General features: G+C 75.2%; 11 protein-coding genes and 1 pseudogene. 10 read left to right on the forward strand and 2 right to left on the reverse strand.

The features are described 5' to 3' along the window. Window positions 1-11: 11 nt before the first annotated feature. The 6 genes from ACZ3IL_RS28715 (at window position 12) to ACZ3IL_RS28740 (ending at window position 6,888) form a co-directional block, all read left to right on the forward strand. Window positions 12-1,844, forward strand: coding sequence for an FG-GAP-like repeat-containing protein (locus ACZ3IL_RS28715; protein ID WP_467395046.1), 1,833 nt, complete (start codon window positions 12-14; stop codon window positions 1,842-1,844). A gap of 273 nt (window positions 1,845-2,117) precedes the next feature. Beyond that, window positions 2,118-3,278 (forward strand): NAD(P)/FAD-dependent oxidoreductase, encoded by a 1,161-nt coding sequence (locus ACZ3IL_RS28720; protein WP_467395027.1) that lies wholly within the window; start codon window positions 2,118-2,120, stop codon window positions 3,276-3,278. After that, window positions 3,275-3,538, forward strand: coding sequence for a (2Fe-2S)-binding protein (locus ACZ3IL_RS28725; protein WP_467395029.1), 264 nt, complete (start codon window positions 3,275-3,277; stop codon window positions 3,536-3,538). The genes ACZ3IL_RS28720 and ACZ3IL_RS28725 overlap by 4 nt, the downstream gene beginning before the upstream one ends. Beyond that, on the forward strand, window positions 3,522-4,979 hold the full coding sequence (locus ACZ3IL_RS28730) for an FAD-dependent oxidoreductase (RefSeq protein WP_467395031.1): 1,458 nt from the start codon (window positions 3,522-3,524) through the stop codon (window positions 4,977-4,979). The genes ACZ3IL_RS28725 and ACZ3IL_RS28730 overlap by 17 nt, the downstream gene beginning before the upstream one ends. A 9-nt stretch (window positions 4,980-4,988) precedes the next feature. Beyond that, entirely contained in the window at window positions 4,989-5,885 is an 897-nt protein-coding gene (locus tag ACZ3IL_RS28735; protein ID WP_467395033.1) for a dihydrodipicolinate synthase family protein, read from the forward strand. Between the two features lies 1 nt (window position 5,886). After that, window positions 5,887-6,888, forward strand: coding sequence for a proline racemase family protein (locus ACZ3IL_RS28740; protein WP_467395036.1), 1,002 nt, complete (start codon window positions 5,887-5,889; stop codon window positions 6,886-6,888). 132 nt (window positions 6,889-7,020) lie between these two features. Here ACZ3IL_RS28740 and ACZ3IL_RS28745 read toward each other — a convergent pair whose 3' ends face one another. Continuing rightward, entirely contained in the window at window positions 7,021-7,731 is a 711-nt protein-coding gene (locus tag ACZ3IL_RS28745; RefSeq protein ID WP_467395038.1) for a GntR family transcriptional regulator, read from the reverse strand. A gap of 443 nt (window positions 7,732-8,174) precedes the next feature. Between ACZ3IL_RS28745 and ACZ3IL_RS28750 the strand changes: the two genes are divergently transcribed. Beyond that, window positions 8,175-10,703: a collagenase gene (locus ACZ3IL_RS28750; RefSeq protein WP_467395048.1), complete on the forward strand. Its 2,529-nt coding sequence runs from the start codon at window positions 8,175-8,177 to the stop codon at window positions 10,701-10,703. 856 nt (window positions 10,704-11,559) lie between these two features. On the opposite strand, the pseudogene ACZ3IL_RS28755 reads toward ACZ3IL_RS28750, so the two are convergent. After that, a pseudogene (locus ACZ3IL_RS28755) lies at window positions 11,560-12,195 on the reverse strand (PAS domain S-box protein); the annotation flags it as partial. Window positions 12,196-12,808: 613 nt separating this feature from the next. Here ACZ3IL_RS28755 and ACZ3IL_RS28760 point away from each other — a divergent pair. The 3 genes from ACZ3IL_RS28760 to ACZ3IL_RS28770 form a co-directional block, all read left to right on the forward strand. Continuing rightward, a complete protein-coding gene (locus tag ACZ3IL_RS28760; RefSeq protein ID WP_467395040.1) occupies window positions 12,809-13,225 on the forward strand; it encodes a hypothetical protein in 417 nt (138 codons plus the stop codon). A 232-nt stretch (window positions 13,226-13,457) separates the two neighbouring features. Next, the gene (locus ACZ3IL_RS28765) at window positions 13,458-14,141 is read left to right on the forward strand and encodes a glyoxalase (RefSeq protein WP_467395042.1); all 684 of its coding nucleotides are present in this window, start codon (window positions 13,458-13,460) and stop codon (window positions 14,139-14,141) included. Window positions 14,142-15,052: 911 nt separating this feature from the next. After that, the coding region (locus ACZ3IL_RS28770; RefSeq protein WP_467395044.1) for an AfsR/SARP family transcriptional regulator at window positions 15,053-16,154 on the forward strand (1,102 nt) is incomplete at its 3' end.

The raw sequence follows: 16,154 nt of genomic DNA on the forward strand, positions 1-16,154 counted from the left end.
GAGGCACCACGATGTCCGTGCCCACGGAAGAACTGAAACTGGAGATCGTCAACGCCGCCACGGGGAGACCCCTCGGCGCCGAAGCCGTGCCCGGGACGGACGGGGCGCTCGTCGTCCGTGACCTCCCCGACGGCGGCCCGGGCCCGGAGCGGTGGCGGATCGCCCCCGTGCCGTCCGCGCGGGACGAGCGGGTGTACGTGATCCGCGGCGTCGCCGACGGCAAGGTCCTCGACCGGCCCGCCGCCCCGGACGGCGTCGCCCGGCGGTCGGCCGCCGCCGACGGCAGCAGGAGTCAGCAGTGGCGCGTCGTCCCCTTCGAGGGGGAAGAGGGCCTCTGCTTCATCGAGAGCGTGACCGACGACGCCGTCCTCGACCTCGGCGACCCCCGCGAGGACGCCACACCGGTCGTCCTGCGCGCGTACGACGAGGACGCGGAGACCCAGCGGTGGCGTCTGGTCCCGGCCGAACCCGAGCGCGTCAGCGATCTCGCCCTGCACTGGGCGCCGTTGAGTCATTGGAACGGGCGCCGGTCCTGGCGGCTGGCCCGCTCGGCCGCGCTGCGGCCCGTCCCCGGGACGGTGCCCTCCTTCAGCGACATGCTGCTGGTCCTCGACCGGTTCGGGAGCGATCCGGACGCCGGCGGATGGAAGAGCGAAGGAGCCACCCCCTTCCCCGACGGCCGGCCGGGCCGGTGGGCCGGGCTCGGCGCGCGGTTCCCCGCCGACACCACGGGAGACGGCCGGGCGGACGTCGTCGGGCTGAAACCCGCCAAGGGGGCCGTGACGTCGGCCGGCAGGGGCGACGGCACGTTCAAGGACGAGGAACGCGTCCTGCACCAGCCCGTGCCCTCCGCCGGTCACGCGGACCTGTGGACCCTGGCCGACATCGCGGGCGAAGGCAGGCCCGGCATCGTGGTGCTGGCCGCCGACGGTGTCCGGATCTCCCCCCGGAGCGAGGACGGGACGTTCGGGCCCCCGGCCGCCGAACCGGCCCTCCGGGCGTTCGGTCACGGGGAGGAGGCGGGCGGGTGGCTGGTCGGGAAGCACCCCCGTTTCCTCGCCGACACCACCGGTGACGGCAGGCTCGACATCGTCGGCTGTCACGACGACGGCGTCTGGATCTCCCTCCAGGACGAGGAGGGCAAGTTCGCGCCATTGTCCGACGAGCCCGTTCTCCGGGCGTTCGGCCACGCCGAGGAGGCCGGCGGGTGGCTGGCGGACGAGCACCCCCGCTTCTTCGCCGACACCACTGGCGACGGCCGGCTCGACATCGTCGGCTGCCATGACGACGGCGTCTGGATCTCCCTCCAGGACGAGGACGGGACGTTCGCCGAGCCGCTCTACGTCCTCGATGACTTCGGGACCGGCCAGGGGTGGGCCTCGGCGGAGGAGTACCCCCGGTTCCTGCTGAAGACCACCGGCGACGGCGCGACGGACGTCGTCGGCTTCGGCCCCCGCGGCGTCGTCGTCGCACGCGGCCTCGGCGACGGCACCTTCGAGCCCGCGAAGCTCGTCCTGAACGACTTCGGGACCGCCCAGGGATGGACGGCGAGCAAGCACCTCCGCTTCCTCGCCGACGTCACCGGCGACGGCAGCCCCGACATCGTCGGCTTCGGCGACGAGGGGGTCTGGGTCTCCCACAACCTCGGCGACGGCCGGTTCGAACAGGCCCAACTGGTCTGCCGCGGCTTCGGGTACGACGACGCCGCCGGCGCCTGGCGGGTCGGCCACCACCCCCGCTTCCTCGCCGACGTCACCGGCGACGGACGCGTCGACATCATCGGCTTCGGGGGACCGGGCGTGTACGTGGCCCGCAACCTCTACCGCCGGTTCAGGACCCGGTAGCGCCTCCGGGGTCCTCGCGGCGCCGTGCGAACGGGTCATCGCACGGCGCCGTCGGCACGTCCCTCGCCGGGCATCCGGGACCTGCTCGGCGGTACGGGCGGCACGGGCGCCGACGCCCGTGCCGCCGGGCGGCGGAGCGGGTGCCCGGGACGCGTCGCGACGCGTCCCGGGCACCCGCTCCGGGCCGAAGTCACCGGTCCGGCGGCATTGTCCTCCGGTCGTCCGCGTGCATACCCTAGGTAATGGCATGTGACATTGCACTGGGGGGCGGGCATGAAAGTCGTCGTCGTGGGCGCGGGCATCGTGGGCGCCGCGTGCGCGTTCCACGCGGTCTCCGCCGGGCTCGACGTCACGGTCGTCGACCGGGGCCCCGTCGGCGCGGGCACGACCAGCCGGGGGGAGGGCAACGTCCTCCTGTCCGACAAGGAACCCGGACCCGAACTGGACCTGGCCCGGCTCAGCCGCGGCCTGTGGGACGAGGCGGGCGGGGAACTCGGCCCCGACGCCCTCGAACTGGAGGCCAAGGGCGGCCTGGTCGTCGCCGGAACCCCCCACGCCCTCGCCGCCCTGCGGGCGTTCGCGGCGCGCCAGACGGCCGCCGGCGTCCGCACCGAGGACGTCGACCGCGTCACCGCGCTCGAACCGCACCTCGCCCCCGGGCTCCCCGGCGGCGTCCACTACCCGCAGGACGCCCAGGTGCAGCCCGTCCTCGCGGCCGCCGCGCTGCTGCGCGCGGCGGCCCGGCACGGAGCCCGCACCCGCACCGGCGAGGTCGTCGCGGGGACCACCGGACGGGACGGGAGGATCACCGGGGTCCGCACCGCCGACGGCACCGTGCTGCCCGCCGACGCCGTGGTGAACGCCGCGGGAACCTGGGGCGGCGAGATCGGCCGCAGGCTCGGCGCGCCCCTGGAGATCCTGCCGCGGCGCGGCTTCGTCCTCGTCACCGAGCCGCTGCCGCCGATGATCCGGCACAAGGTCTACTCCGCCGACTACGTCGCGAACGTCGCCTCCGGCGGCGCGGGCCTGGAGACCTCGTGCGTGGTCGAGGGGACCCGCGCGGGCACGATCCTGATCGGCGCCAGTCGGGAACGCGTCGGCTTCGACACCACCCCGAACCCGGCCGTCGTCACCGCGCTCGCCGCCGGGGCGTGCCGGCTCTTCCCCTTCCTGCGCGACGTCCACCTGATCCGCGCCTACCGGGGCTTCCGCCCGTACTGCCCCGACCACCTGCCGGTCGTCGGCCCCGACCCCCGGGTCCCGGGAGTGCTCCACGCCTGCGGCCACGAGGGCGCGGGCGTCGGCCTCGCTCCCGCGACCGGCGCGCTGGTCACCGCCCATCTCCTCGGCCGGCCTTGGCGCGGGGCCGACCCGACCGCCCACCCCGGGCTCCTGCCCGACCGATTCCTGACCACCGGAGGTGCGCCGGCATGACCGAACTGACCGTGGACGGCGAACGGCTGCCGTTCGTACCGGGCCAGACGCTGGCGGCGGCGTTCGTCGCGTCGGGCCGGGTCGCCTGGAGGACGACCCGTGCCGGACGGCGCCCCCGCGGGATCTTCTGCGGGATCGGCGTCTGCTTCGACTGCCTGGTGACCGTCGACGGGCGGGGCGGACAGCGCGCCTGCCTGGTGGAGGCCCGCGCGGGCATGACCGTGACGACCGGGGAGGGCGGCGATGGACGGGACGGGTGACCTCGTGGTCGTGGGCGCGGGCCCGGCCGGCATGGCGGCCGCCGCGACCGCCCTCGACGGCGGACTGCGCGTCGTGCTCGTCGACTCCGGGGCCGCGCCCGGGGGCCAGTTCTGGCGCCACCCCCCGTGCCACGCCCGGGAGTTCCTCCCGGACGCCGGCCCGCACCACGGGCTCGGCACCTACCGGGCGCTGTGCGCCGCGCTGTCCGCCCACGCGCGCACCGGCCGGCTCTCCCTGCTGACGCGCCACCACGTGTGGACCGCCGCCCGCGACGGGGACGGGTTCGCCGTCCACGCCGTGGACCGGGGCGGAGCGGCCGGGGAGCGGGCCGTGGTGCTGCGCGCCCCGGCGCTGCTGGTGGCGACCGGCGCGTACGACCGCCAGCTTCCCTTCCCCGGGTGGGACCTGCCCGGCGTGCTCACCGCCGGAGGGCTGCAGGCCCTCCTCAAGGGCGGAGGGGTCGTCGCCGGGGGCCGGATCGTCCTCGGCGGGACCGGCCCCTTCCTGCTGCCCGTCGCCGCCGCCCTGGCCGCGCGGGGCGCCGAGGTCGTCGCCGTGTGCGAGGCCGCCGCGCCCTCGGCCTGGCTGCGCCACCCCGTACCGCTGCTGCGCGATCCCGCCAAGTGGGCCGAGGCCGCCCGCTACGCGGGCACCCTCGCCCGCCACCGCGTGCCGTTCCTGACCCGCACCGCGATCGTCGCCGCCGAGGGGGAGGACGGCGTCACGGCGGTACGCGTCGCCTCCCTGGACGCCGGCGGCGCGCCGTTGCGGGGCACCGAACGCCGGATCGAGGCCGGCACCGTGGGCGTCGGCTGGGGCTTCGTCCCCCAGCTCGACCTCCTCCTGCCCTTCGGCTGCGACCTCGCCGACGCGGGCGACGGGACCGCGGCCGCGGCCGTCGACGACGGGCAGCGCACCACCGTGCCCGGGCTCTACGCGGCGGGCGAGACCTGCGGCGTGGGCGGGGCCGCGCTCGCGGTGAGCGAGGGACGCCTCGCCGCCGTGTCGGTGCTCACCGACCTCCGGGCGCCGGGACGCCCGAACCGCCGCCGCCTGGCCGCCGAGCGCGCCGCGGCGGCCCGGCACCGCGCCTTCGCCCGCGCGACGGCCCGGGCGCATCCCCTCCCGCCGGCGTGGCCCTCGTGGCTGACCGACGACACGACGGTCTGCCGGTGCGAGGAGGTCGGCGCGGGCACGGTGCGGTCGGTGTGCGCCGACGGTTCGGCGGCCGACCACCGGCAGGTCAAGCAGCTGACGAGGGCGGGCATGGGCTGGTGCCAGGGCCGGATCTGCGGACCCGCCGTGCACTGCCTCACGCGCGCCGCCGGGCCCTACGTCCCCACGGAACGGCTGATCGCGACCCCCGTCACGCTCGGCGCGCTCGCCGGGCCCCCCGAACCCGGCTCCGGCCACGGCGAATCCGCCGCCGACACCCACTGAGGAGATCCCATGGACCACCACCGCGTGCCCTGGCACGGCGTCATCGTCGCGACGAGCCTCCCGTTCGGCCGCGACCTCGCCGTGGACCACGGCGCCTTCGGGGAGAACGTCGCCTGGCTCGCCGCACAGGGCCTGCACGGCGTCGCCCCGAACGGCTCCCTGGGCGAGTACCAGACCCTGACCGACGCCGAACGCGACCGTGTCGTGGAGACCGCCGTGGCGAACGCCCCCGAGGGCTTCACGGTCATGCCGGGCGTGGGGGCGTACGGCGCGATCGAGGCCCGGCGGCACGCGCGGTTCGCCAGGGACGCGGGCTGCCAGGCCGTCATGTGCCTCCCGCCCAACGGCTACCGGGCCGACGACCGGTCCGTGCTCGAGCACTTCGAGGCGGTGGCGTCGGCGGGCCTTCCGGTCACCGCGTACAACAACCCCGTCGACACCAAGGTGGACCTGCGTCCGGACCTGCTGGCCAAGCTGTACGCCGAGGGGTTCATCGTGGGCGTGAAGGAGTTCTCCGGCGACGTCCGGCGCTGCTACGCCATCAGCGAGCTGGCGCCCGGTCTCGATCTCCTCGTCGGCACCGACGACACCCTCCTCGAAGTCGCCGTCGCCGGCGCCAAGGGCTGGGTGGCGGGCTATCCGCAGGTCTTCCCGCGCGCCTGCCTCGCCCTCTACGAGGCGGCCGTGCGCGGCGACCTCGACACCGCGCTCCCGCTCTACCGCAGGCTCCACCCCGTGCTGCGCTGGGACAGCAGGACCGAGTTCGTCCAGGCGGTCAAGCTCGGCCAGGACATGACCGGCCGGCGCGGCGGCGCGTGCCGCCCGCCGCGGCGCGCCCTGGACCCGGAGACCGAGGCCGTCGTGCGCGCCGCGACGCGGACCCTCATCGACGCCGGGGTGAACTGACGTGCGCTCCCTCGTCTGCTACCACGCCGTGGACTCGCACACCGAGGGGATGCCGACCCGGGTCGTCACCGGCGGGGTGGGCGTGCTGCCCGGCGCGACGATGGCGGAGAAACGGCGGCGGTTCGTCGCGGAGCGCGACCGGCTGCGCACCCTGCTCATGTGCGAACCCCGCGGGCACGCCTCCATGTCGGGAGCCCTCCTCCAGCCGCCGACCCGGCCGGACGCCGACTTCGGCGTGCTGTTCATCGAGGTCTCCGGGTGCCTGCCCATGTGCGGGCACGGCACCATCGGCGTGGCGACGGTGCTCGTGGAGACCGGCATGGTCGAGGCGGTCGAGCCGGAGACCCTGATCCGTCTCGACACCCCCGCCGGGCTGGTCACGGCACGGGTCGCCGTACGGGACGGGCGGGCCGAGTCGGTCACCCTGGAGAACGTCGCCTCCTACAGCCACGCGCTGGACCAGGTCGTGGAGGTCGAGGGGTACGGCGAGGTCCGCTACGACATCGCGTACGGCGGCAACTTCTACGCCTTCGTGCGCACGGAGGACCTCGGCATCCCCTTCGGCCGCGAGCACAAGCAGCGGCTGCTCGACGCCGGCCTGGCGATCATGGAGGCGGTCAACACGCAGAACCCGGTGGCGCATCCGGAGAACCCGGCCATCGACGTCTGCCACCACGTCTACCTGGAGGCCCCCGGGTCGACCGCGGAGCACTCGCGGCACGCCATGGCGATCCATCCGGGGTGGTTCGACCGCTCGCCGTGCGGCACGGGCACCAGCGCGCGGATGGCGCAGCTCCACGCGCGGGGGCTGCTCGGGACCGGCCGGGAGTTCGTCAACGAGTCCTTCATCGGGTCGCGTTTCACCGGGAGGATCCTCGGCGGGACCACGGTCGGCGGCCGGCCCGCCGTCCTGCCGTCGGTCACCGGGCGCGCCTGGATCACCGGGACCGCGCAGTACCTGCTCGACCCCACGGACCCCTATCCGGCGGGATTCACCCTCTGAACCCCTGAACGGCGGCGGCACCGGGCGCGCGGGGCCGCCTCCGCCGGCCCGGACGCCCCGGCGGGCGGCGTGCCCCCGGCGGTGCGTGGGGGGACGCCCGCCGGCGGGTCCGGTGCCCGGGCCGGGCCCGCGTCAGCGGACGCCGAGCCGGCGGGAGGCGGAGGCGTCCGTGTCCCGCAGCTTCCGCGTCGCCCACAGGGTGCGCACGTGCGCGAGGTGGCGGCGCATGTACTCCTCGGCGCCCTCCGCGTCCCCGGAGACCATGATGTCGAGAAGCGCGGTGTGCTCCTCCGCCGAACCGACCAGCGACCCCGAGTGGGAGAGGTCGGCGAGCCCGTAGAGCCGGGAACGCTTGCGCAGTTCGGCCACGGTCTCCACGAGGCGGGCGTTGCCCGCCAGGGCGAGCAGGTCGAGGTGGAAGCGGCGGTCCGACTCCAGGTACCCGATCAGGTCGCCGCGCCGGGCGGCGGCCACGATCTCCTCCGCCACGGGACGCAGCGCCTCCAGCTGTTCCCGCGTGGCGGACCGGGTCACCCGGCCGATGGTGGGGATCTCGATGAGCGAGCGGATCTCGGTGTACTCGTCCAGGTCGCGTTCGGAGAGTTCGGTGACGCGGAAGCCCTTGTTGCGCACCGCCTCGACCATGCCCTCGCGGACGAGGTCCAGCATGGCCTCGCGCACCGGTGTGGCGGAGACGCCGTACTCCGCGGCCAGGGCGGGAGCCGAGTAGATCACGCCGGGCTGCAGGTCTCCCGAGATCAGCGCCGCGCGAAGGGCGTTGGCCACCTGGTCGCGCAGGTGCTCCTGGACCGGGATGAGTTTGCGGGGCTTCGTCTCACTCATGTGCTTCCCTCCAGCCAGATGTGAACGGAGCATACAATGTCACGTTGCGCGGAAGGCGCCGCCGGGAGCGGCGCGACGCGGCCGGACGGCCGCCCCGACGTGCGGCCGCCCCGCCGTGCGCGCCGTGCCGCGCGCCGCCGGTCGCGCGGGGGGCGGGAGCCGCGCCGCCGTGGATTCCGTTCCTGTTCGCCGGAGCTCCGGGCCCCGTCCGCCCGGTGGTTGTAACGAATTCGGCCGCACACCTTCCATGTGACGTGTGAACTGTGCAATTTTACATTGCACAGGTTGTGAGCATGACAATCCTGCCCACCGGGCCGGACCGTGCCCGTCGCCGGGTGCGAGATCCCGGTCCGCGACCTGTTCGTCCCCGTCGGTCACGCGACCGCGTGCCCCGATCCCCCACGGGAGGAACACACGTGAGAACCGCACTCGTCCGCCGAGGCATGGGCGCCGTACTGCCCCTGGCCCTCGCCGGAATCCTGGGCGCCGGGCCGCTCGCGCAGCCCGCCCACGCCCTGCCGGCCGCCGCCGCGGCCCCGAACGCGTCGAGGCAGGCGCACCCCGAGGGACCGGCCGACCCCGCGCCCAGGGCGCGGCTGTCGTCCGCCCCGGACGCCGGCCACGAACGCGGAGCCCGGCTGCCGGCGTCCCAACTCCCCCCGCTGAGCGCCGACAAGTCACCGCTCAGGCAGGCGTACGACCACCACGGCGCCACGCCCCGGCCCGCCGCGACGGCGAAGACCGCCGGGGCGGCGTGCGACCCCGCCGACTTCACCGGCCGCACCGGAAGCGAACTCGTCCGGCAGATCAAGGCGTCCACCACCGAGTGCGTCAACACCCTCTTCGACCTGACCGGAGACGGCGCCCGGCTGGCGTTCCGCGAGCCCCAGATGGTGTCCGTCGCCCAGGCCCTCCGCGACAACTCCGCGAACTACCCCGGCGACGCGAGCACCGGGACCCCGCAGCTCGTGCTCTACCTGCGCGCCGGGTACTACGTGCAGTGGTACCAGCCGGACACCGTCGGCGACTACGGCAGCACCCTGAAGGCGGCGGCCCGCTCCGGTCTCGACGCCTTCTTCGCGAGCGCCCGCTCCCGCGACGTCACCGACGCCAACGGCGAGACGCTGGCCGAGGCGGTCACCCTGATCGACAGCGCCCAGGAGAACGCCCGGTACATCCACGTCGTCAAGCGGCTGCTGACCGACTACGACTCCACCTGGAACGCGTCCTGGTGGATGCTCAACGCGGTCAACAACGTGTACACGGTGACCTTCCGCGGCCACCAGACGCCCGAGTTCGTCAGCGCGGTCCAGGCGGACCCGAGCCTCCTCGGCACCCTGCACCGCTTCGCCGCCGACCACCTCTCCCTGCTGGGCACCGACACGTCCTACCTGACCTCCAACGCGGGCCGGGAACTGGCCCGCTTCGTCCAGCACGCGAGCCTGCGGAGCGCGGTCCGGCCACTGGCCGCCGGCCTGCTCGGACAGAGCTCCATGACGGGACGCACCGCCCCCCTGTGGGTCGGCGTCGCCGAGATGGTCGACCACTACGACAGGGCGAACTGCTCCTCCTACGGCACCTGCGACCTCCAGGAGCGCCTCAAGAGCGCGGTCCTGCCGGTCCGTCACACCTGTGGCCCGAGCCTGCGCGTCCTCGCCCAGCAGATGACCTCCGCCGAACTGGACGCCGCCTGTGCCAGCCTCCTGAAGCAGGACGAGTACTTCCACCGGGTCGCACGGGACGCCGGTCCGGTCGCCGACGACCACAACACCACCCTCGAGGTCGTCGCCTACGACTCCAGCGCCGACTACCAGACCTACGCCGGCGCGATGTACGGCATCGACACCAACAACGGCGGCATGTACCTGGAGGGCGACCCCGCCGCCGCCGGCAACCAGCCGCGCTTCATCGCCTACGAGGCCGAGTGGCTGCGCCCGGAGTTCCAGATCTGGAACCTCAACCACGAGTACACCCACTACCTCGACGGCCGCTTCACCATGTACGGCGACTTCACCGCCAACATGAGCACCCCCACCGTCTGGTGGGTGGAGGGCTTCGCCGAGTACGTCTCGTACTCCTACCGCGGCCTGCCCTACACGGCGGCGATGACCGAGGCGGGCCTCGGTACGTACGCCCTGAGCACCCTCTTCTCCACCGACTACGACCACGGCACCACACGGGTCTACCGCTGGGGATACCTCGCCGTGCGGTACATGCTGGAGAAGCACCCCGGGGACATGGACACGGTGCTCGGCCACTACCGCGCCGGCCGGTGGGACGCCGCCCGGACCCACCTGGCCTCCACCATAGGCACCCGCTACGACGGTGACTTCCGCACCTGGCTCGCGGGCTGCGCCGCCGGTGACTGCGGCGGCGGCACGGCACCCGGCAACAAGGCCCCCACCGCCGACTTCACCGCGACGGTCCGGGGCCTGACGGTCACCCTCACCGACCGCTCCTCCGACCCCGACGGCAGCGTCGTCTCCCGCGCCTGGGACTTCGGGGACGGCGCCACGTCCAGCCAGGCCGACCCCACCAGGACGTACGCCGCCGCGGGCACCTACACCGTCCGGCTGACCGTGACCGACGACAAGGGCGCCACGGCCACCACCACCCGGCAGGTCACCGTCGCGTCCGCGGTCCCCGAGTGCACCGGCCCGGACACCCGCGCCCTGGGCAAGAACTGCCGGCGCGGCAACCTCTCCGCCCCCACCGGCGACTACGTCTACCTCTACCTGGACATCCCGGCCGGAACCACCCAGCTGAAGATCACCGTCAGCGGCGGCACCGGCGACGCCGACCTCTACTACAGCGGTTACGGCTGGGCCACCACGTCCTCGTACGTCAGCCGCGCCACCGGCGCCGGCAACAGCCACACCCTGACGATCACCAACCCGCACGCGGGCAACCACTTCATCAGCCTCCACGCCGCCGCCGGCTTCACCGGCGCCGCCGTCACGACCAGCTACTGATCCCCGGCACCACCCCGCCGTCCGGGCCGGCGCCATCGGCGCCGCCCCGGACGGCCGTCGTTCCCGCACGCCGCCGGACCGGTCAGACGGGGTGGCTCCTGAGCTTCGCGAGAAGCGTGACGATGCGCTGCTGGGCCTCGTCCCCGGCCGACGGGGCGGGACGGGCCGCCGACGGCGGGGACACGGGAACGGGACGCTGGCGGACCGGGAGGTCGTTCGCCGCGCGGGCCCGACGGGCGCGGACCGCCGCGCCGATGATCAGGGAACCGGCGATCGGAGCCGGCTCGGGGCACGGGACGCGCACCGGCACCCGGTCCGGGCGCGGGGCGGGGACCGGCGTCCGCGCGGGGCGCGGAGCCTGTACCTGTGCGGGGTGCGGGGACGGTGCCGGCATCCGCGCGGGGCGCGGGGCGGGGACCGGGACCAGGGAGTGCGCGGCGGTGCCGGCCGGCCGGGGGGCGGGCGCGGGCACGGGCACGGGCACGTCGGGGAGTTCGACGACGTGGGCCAGGCCGATCCCGCCGGGGAGGACCCGCGCGGTGAGGCGGCCACCGTGCGCGTCGGCGATCCCGCGCGCGATCAGGGTGTGGACGGAGTCGTTCACGGCGTGGAGGCCACGGATCTCGACGCGCAGGGTGGCGTCGTGCCGCGCCGCCGTGATGACGATCGTGGTGCCGGACCGGGCACCGGTGCGGTCGTGCGGGAGGCCCGGGCCCGAGGACGTGAACCCGGAGGCGTCGGCGATCAGATGGGCCAGGGCGGTCGTCGTCCGTCCGGGATCGAGCGAGACGACGGCGGGGGGAGCGTGCACGGCGAACCGCGTGGGGTGCGGGCCGGTGAGCAGGGAGGCCTTGTGGACGGCGGCGGTCACGAGGGTGTCCAGCGCCGTGGGGTGCCGGGTGACGGCGGCCGTGCCCGTCTCCAGCCGCCGGTGGTCCAGGAGGGTGTCCGTCAGCGGTGCCAGCTCGCCGCGCAGCGCCTTGTCCAGGACGGCGGTCAGCTGCGCCTGCCGGGCGGCGAGCGCCGCGTACCTCTCGGCCTGGGCCTCGCGCTCGGCGGCGAGCCGTTCGGCCCGGCCGGTGAACGCGGCGAGTTCGGCGGCGTGGCGCTGGGCCAGCTTCTCGTGGGGCCTGCGGTCGGTGAAGGCCAGCACGGCGCCGACGAGCCGGTCGCCGTCGCGGACCGGGGCGGTCGTCAGGTCGACGGGTACCCGCTCGCCGCCCTCGGACCACAGGACCTGGTTGCGGACCCGGTGTTTGCGGCCGGAGCGCAGGGTGTCGGCGAGCGGGGACTCCTCGTACGGGAAGGGGGTGCCGTCCGGGCGTTCGGGCAGGATCAGCGGGTGCAGGCCGACGCCCTCCAGTTCGGCGGCGCGGTATCCGAGGATGCGCGTAAAGGCGGGATTGACGAGGGTGATCCGGCCGTCGGCGTCGGTGCAGGCGATGCCTTCGGTGGTGGCCCGCAGGATCGCCTCGGTCCGGGGCCACGCGCGGAGCGCACCGGTCGCGCGGGAGGTGTCGGACACGCCGTGGGGGAGGGCGGCGGCGGTGGCGGCCGTGCCGTCGGAGGGGACGGGCACGAGGCCGTCGGGGAGGGCGTCGAGTACGGCCGCGAGGCGGGCGGTGCCTCGGGGGAGGGACAGGACCACGGCGACGTTTCCTTTCCGGGCCTTGGGACGGGGCGGCGACGGGCGGGGGGTGCTCCGCGGGCGCGGAGGACGGGTGCGCGGTTCGCCTGCGGTGGGACCTCTCCGGCCCGCCGTCCGAAACCTAACCACCCGTCGGGCGCCGGACGGAGGCCGTGGGGGCGCGGGCGCCGATTCTTAAGGCTTCCTTGAGATCGTGATCAGGTGGGGATGAGGAGACGTCCGGGCCGGGGGGGCACGACGACGTCCGGCCGGGCGTCGGGCCGGCGGACCGGTGCCGCTGTCGCGCGCACCGCGTTCCGCCCCGGGGCGGACCTGCCGGTGCACGGGATGACCAGTGGTATTCGGCGGTGCCCGAAACCCGTGGCGCCGCGCGGGAACCGGCCGCGACCATGGGCGGTGGAGGCAGTGGATCCGCTGCCCCGACCCGCCCGGAGCATCCAGAGAGGGATCACGAACCATGCCCGTCAAGCGCTCTCTGTCCGGAGTCCTCGGCGCCACGACCCTGGCGCTGGCCTCCGTCCTCGCCGCCGGCCCCGTCCAGGCGGCGCCGTCCGCCGTCGCCCCGACGTCCTCTCCGGCCCCCGCGCGTACGGAACTGCTGCCGCCCGGCGCCGGCGTCAGCTGCGCCCCGGGGAACTTCTGCGCCTCCGTCTGGGACCCGACGGCGAACCGGTTCCGCGTCTTCTACTTCTACCACTGCACCCGCTACTACCTGTCCAACTGGGGCGGCTGGGGCGAGGCCAAGAACAGCCAGACCGGTGGCGCCGTCGCGACCGTCTACGGTTCGGGCGGCAACGTGATCAGGACCGTCCCCGCCGACAACGCCGTGTACGCCGTGGACTGGACGCCCGTCTACTCCCTCCGCAACTGCTGACCGGGGAACGCCCCGGTGCGCGTCCGCGCCGGGCACGAGGCCGGAGCTTCCGCCGGCACCACCGCGCCGGACGCGGACGCGGGACCGTTCCCGCGTCCGTGCGGTGAATCCCGCCGCACGGGCGGCCCCGGCCGGGGCGTGCGCCCGGCACGCCCCCGCGCGGCGAAGCGGACGACGAGACGGTCAGGAATCGAGAAGCCCCGGCCGCCGGGCAGCCCCTAGCGTGAGGGGCATGGCGAACACCACTCCCACCGCGTCCCGCACGTCCCTCGTGTCCGTCGTCCTCGAGGTGCCCGACCTCGAGGACGCCCGCCGCTTCTACGCCGCCTTCGGGGTGGACCCGTACGTACGGCTGCGGGCGTCCGAGGCGCCCTCCGCCGGTTTCCGGGGCTTCACCCTGGCGCTCACGGTCTCCGGGCCGGCCACCGTCGACGGCTTCGTCGGGGCCGCCGTGGACGCCGGCGCCACGGTGCTGAAGCCCGCCGCGAAGTCGCTGTGGGGCTACGGCGGCGTCGTCCGGGCCCCGGACGGGACGATCTGGAAGATCGCGACCCCGGCGAAGAAGGACACCGGCCCGGCCACCCGCGAGGTCGACGAGGTCGTCCTCCTGCTCGGCGTCGAGGACGTCAGGGCCACCAAGCAGTTCTACGTCGGCCGGGGCCTGGGCGTGGCCAAGAGCTTCGGCGGCAAGTACGCCGAGTTCGCCTCCGGCGGGCCCGGCGCCGTCAAGCTGGCGCTGTACAAGCGCCGCGGCCTGGCCAAGGACCTCGGTGTCCCCGACGACGGCACCGGCTCGCACCGCGTCGTCCTCGCCGGCACCTCGGACCCCTTCACCGATCCGGACGGATTCGTCTGGGAGGCCGCGGGGCCGCTCGTCCCCGCGCCGCCCGCGATGCCGGTGCGTTCCGCACCCTGACGGCGTGCGGGGCGTGCGGGACACCGGGCTCCGGAGCGGTACCGCGGAAGGCGGCGCGGACCATGCCGCACCGCCTTCCGCTCCCGCGTCCCGTACGGGCCCTCCCGGGGAGCCCGCGCGCAGGCGGACACGCGGAAGGGCCCGGCCGGAGCCGACCGGCCGGGGGCGGAGGACCACTTCCCGCTGTTCCGGAGGGCCCGCGCAGCACGCGGAAGCGGTTCGGACCGGCGGCGGCCCGCCCCCGGCGCGTCACGCCGGGGTGTGTGCCGAAAGCGGCGTCGTCTGCCCGGTGAACGGGCGGGACTTTCGGCACGCGCCCCGAACGCCGTGTCACAAGGGCATGAACCGGTGGGTCGCCCGGCCCGCGCAAGGACGCGATGCGCCGGGCACGCGGGGCCGGGAGGTGACGGGACGGACCAGTCGCCGCCGGGCCCGTCGGTTCGGACCCGGACGCGTCCGAACCGCTCTACGCGGAGGAGGGGCGTCTGGTTCACCCCACCGGAGGAACCGGCCGGACCGAAGCGCCGTCCACCGGGTGGGCCGGACGGCTTCCGCGCCGGTGGGAGCACGGACACGGCCCCGCCCCCTGATAAAATTCCAGCCGGAGCAGGAGGAGCGGACGAGGGAGTCCACCACGCTCCGACCACCCGGGGCCGTCGGTCGTCATCGGTCGGGCACGACACCGCGACGCGGGGTACGACGGCCGAGGGTGCCCCGTACCGGACCGTGCCCGGCGGCCGCGACGGAACCCGCGCGCACCGGATCGGGCGGACGCCGACGCCCCGGTCCACGGCTGCCGGTCACGCGTGGGGAGCGCGGGACCTCGTGCACCGGGGACCGACGGCGCACGTCCGCGCACCGGACGCGGGACGCAGAGGTGGTGACACCGTTGAGCAGGATGCCGGAGAACGGTGACGACTGTGGGAAACGAACTCGACTTCGGGCTGCTCGGTCCGCTGGTGGTGCGGCGGGCGGGCGCGGCGCTGGACCCGGGGCCGCGTAGACAGCGGTTGCTGTTGACGCGGTTGTTGCTGGCGGACGGTCGTGCGGTGGCGGCGGAGACGCTGTGCGAGGAGTTGTGGCCGGGGCGGGCGCCGGGCGGGGCGACGGCGTCCCTGCACGCGCACGTGAGCAAGGTGCGTGCGGTTCTGGAGCCCCGGCGTCTGCGGGCGCGGGGGGTGTGCGAGGTGCTGGTGACCGAGCCGGCCGGTTACGCGCTGCGCGTGCCGCCGGAGAGCCGGGACACGGTGCGTTTCGAGGGGTCGGTCACCCGGGCGCAGCGGCTGCTGGAGCAGGGGCGTCCGGCGCACGCCCTGGAGGAGGCCGGGCGGGCTCTGGGGCTGTGGCGCGGGGCGGCGCTCGCCGACGCGGCGGACCAGGTGTTCGCCGCCCAGGAGATCGCACGGCTGGAGGAGCTGCGGCAGACCGTCCGGGAGATCCGCACCACCGCCCTGCTCCTGGGCGGGCGGACGTCCGAGGCCGTGGAAGCGGCGCGGGAGCTGACGGCGGAGCACCGGCTGCGGGAGACCGGCTGGGCGCTGCTGCTGCGCGCTCTGTATCTGGCCGGGCGGCATCCCGAGGCGCTGCGCTGTTACGCGGACCTGCGCGGGCACCTGTCCGGCGAGCTGGGTCTCGAACCCGGCCCCGCGCTGCGCGCCCTGCACGAGGGCATCCTCCGCCACGACCTGCCACCCCTGACCCTGCCGCACACCGGACGTGCGGTGGCGCCGGTGGGCGGCGCCCCGCGAGGGGGCGGTGCGGACGGATCGGCGGCCGGCAGCGGGGACGGTGATGATCCGGACGCTCCGGAGGAACGGGACCGCACGGCACCCGCCGCCGCGCCTCACGGGGGCGTGGCCCTCGACGCACCGGGTGGAGAGACGCCGTCCGCCGCGGAAGACCCTGCCGAGGACGGTCTCCCGGCCGGGGAGGGGTCGTGGGTGTGGGTGCGTCCGGCGCAGTTGCCGGGTGACCTGCCGGTGTTCGCCGGGCGTGAGGCCGAGGGCGCGTGGC

Source organism: Streptomyces sp. NPDC014907 (assembly GCF_055562975.1).

Excerpts from the sequence above, each read along its gene's own strand:
- ACZ3IL_RS28715 (WP_467395046.1), top strand. The coding sequence starts at position 12 with ATGTCCGTGCCCACGGAAGAACTGAAACTGGAGATCGTCAACGCCGCC.
- ACZ3IL_RS28720 (WP_467395027.1), top strand. The coding sequence starts at position 2,118 with ATGAAAGTCGTCGTCGTGGGCGCGGGCATCGTGGGCGCCGCGTGCGCG.
- ACZ3IL_RS28725 (WP_467395029.1), top strand. The coding sequence starts at position 3,275 with ATGACCGAACTGACCGTGGACGGCGAACGGCTGCCGTTCGTACCGGGC.
- ACZ3IL_RS28730 (WP_467395031.1), top strand. The coding sequence starts at position 3,522 with ATGGACGGGACGGGTGACCTCGTGGTCGTGGGCGCGGGCCCGGCCGGC.
- ACZ3IL_RS28735 (WP_467395033.1), top strand. The coding sequence starts at position 4,989 with ATGGACCACCACCGCGTGCCCTGGCACGGCGTCATCGTCGCGACGAGC.
- ACZ3IL_RS28745 (WP_467395038.1), bottom strand. The coding sequence starts at position 7,731 with ATGAGTGAGACGAAGCCCCGCAAACTCATCCCGGTCCAGGAGCACCTG.
- ACZ3IL_RS28750 (WP_467395048.1), top strand. The coding sequence starts at position 8,175 with ATGGGCGCCGTACTGCCCCTGGCCCTCGCCGGAATCCTGGGCGCCGGG.
- ACZ3IL_RS28760 (WP_467395040.1), top strand. The coding sequence starts at position 12,809 with ATGCCCGTCAAGCGCTCTCTGTCCGGAGTCCTCGGCGCCACGACCCTG.
- ACZ3IL_RS28765 (WP_467395042.1), top strand. The coding sequence starts at position 13,458 with ATGGCGAACACCACTCCCACCGCGTCCCGCACGTCCCTCGTGTCCGTC.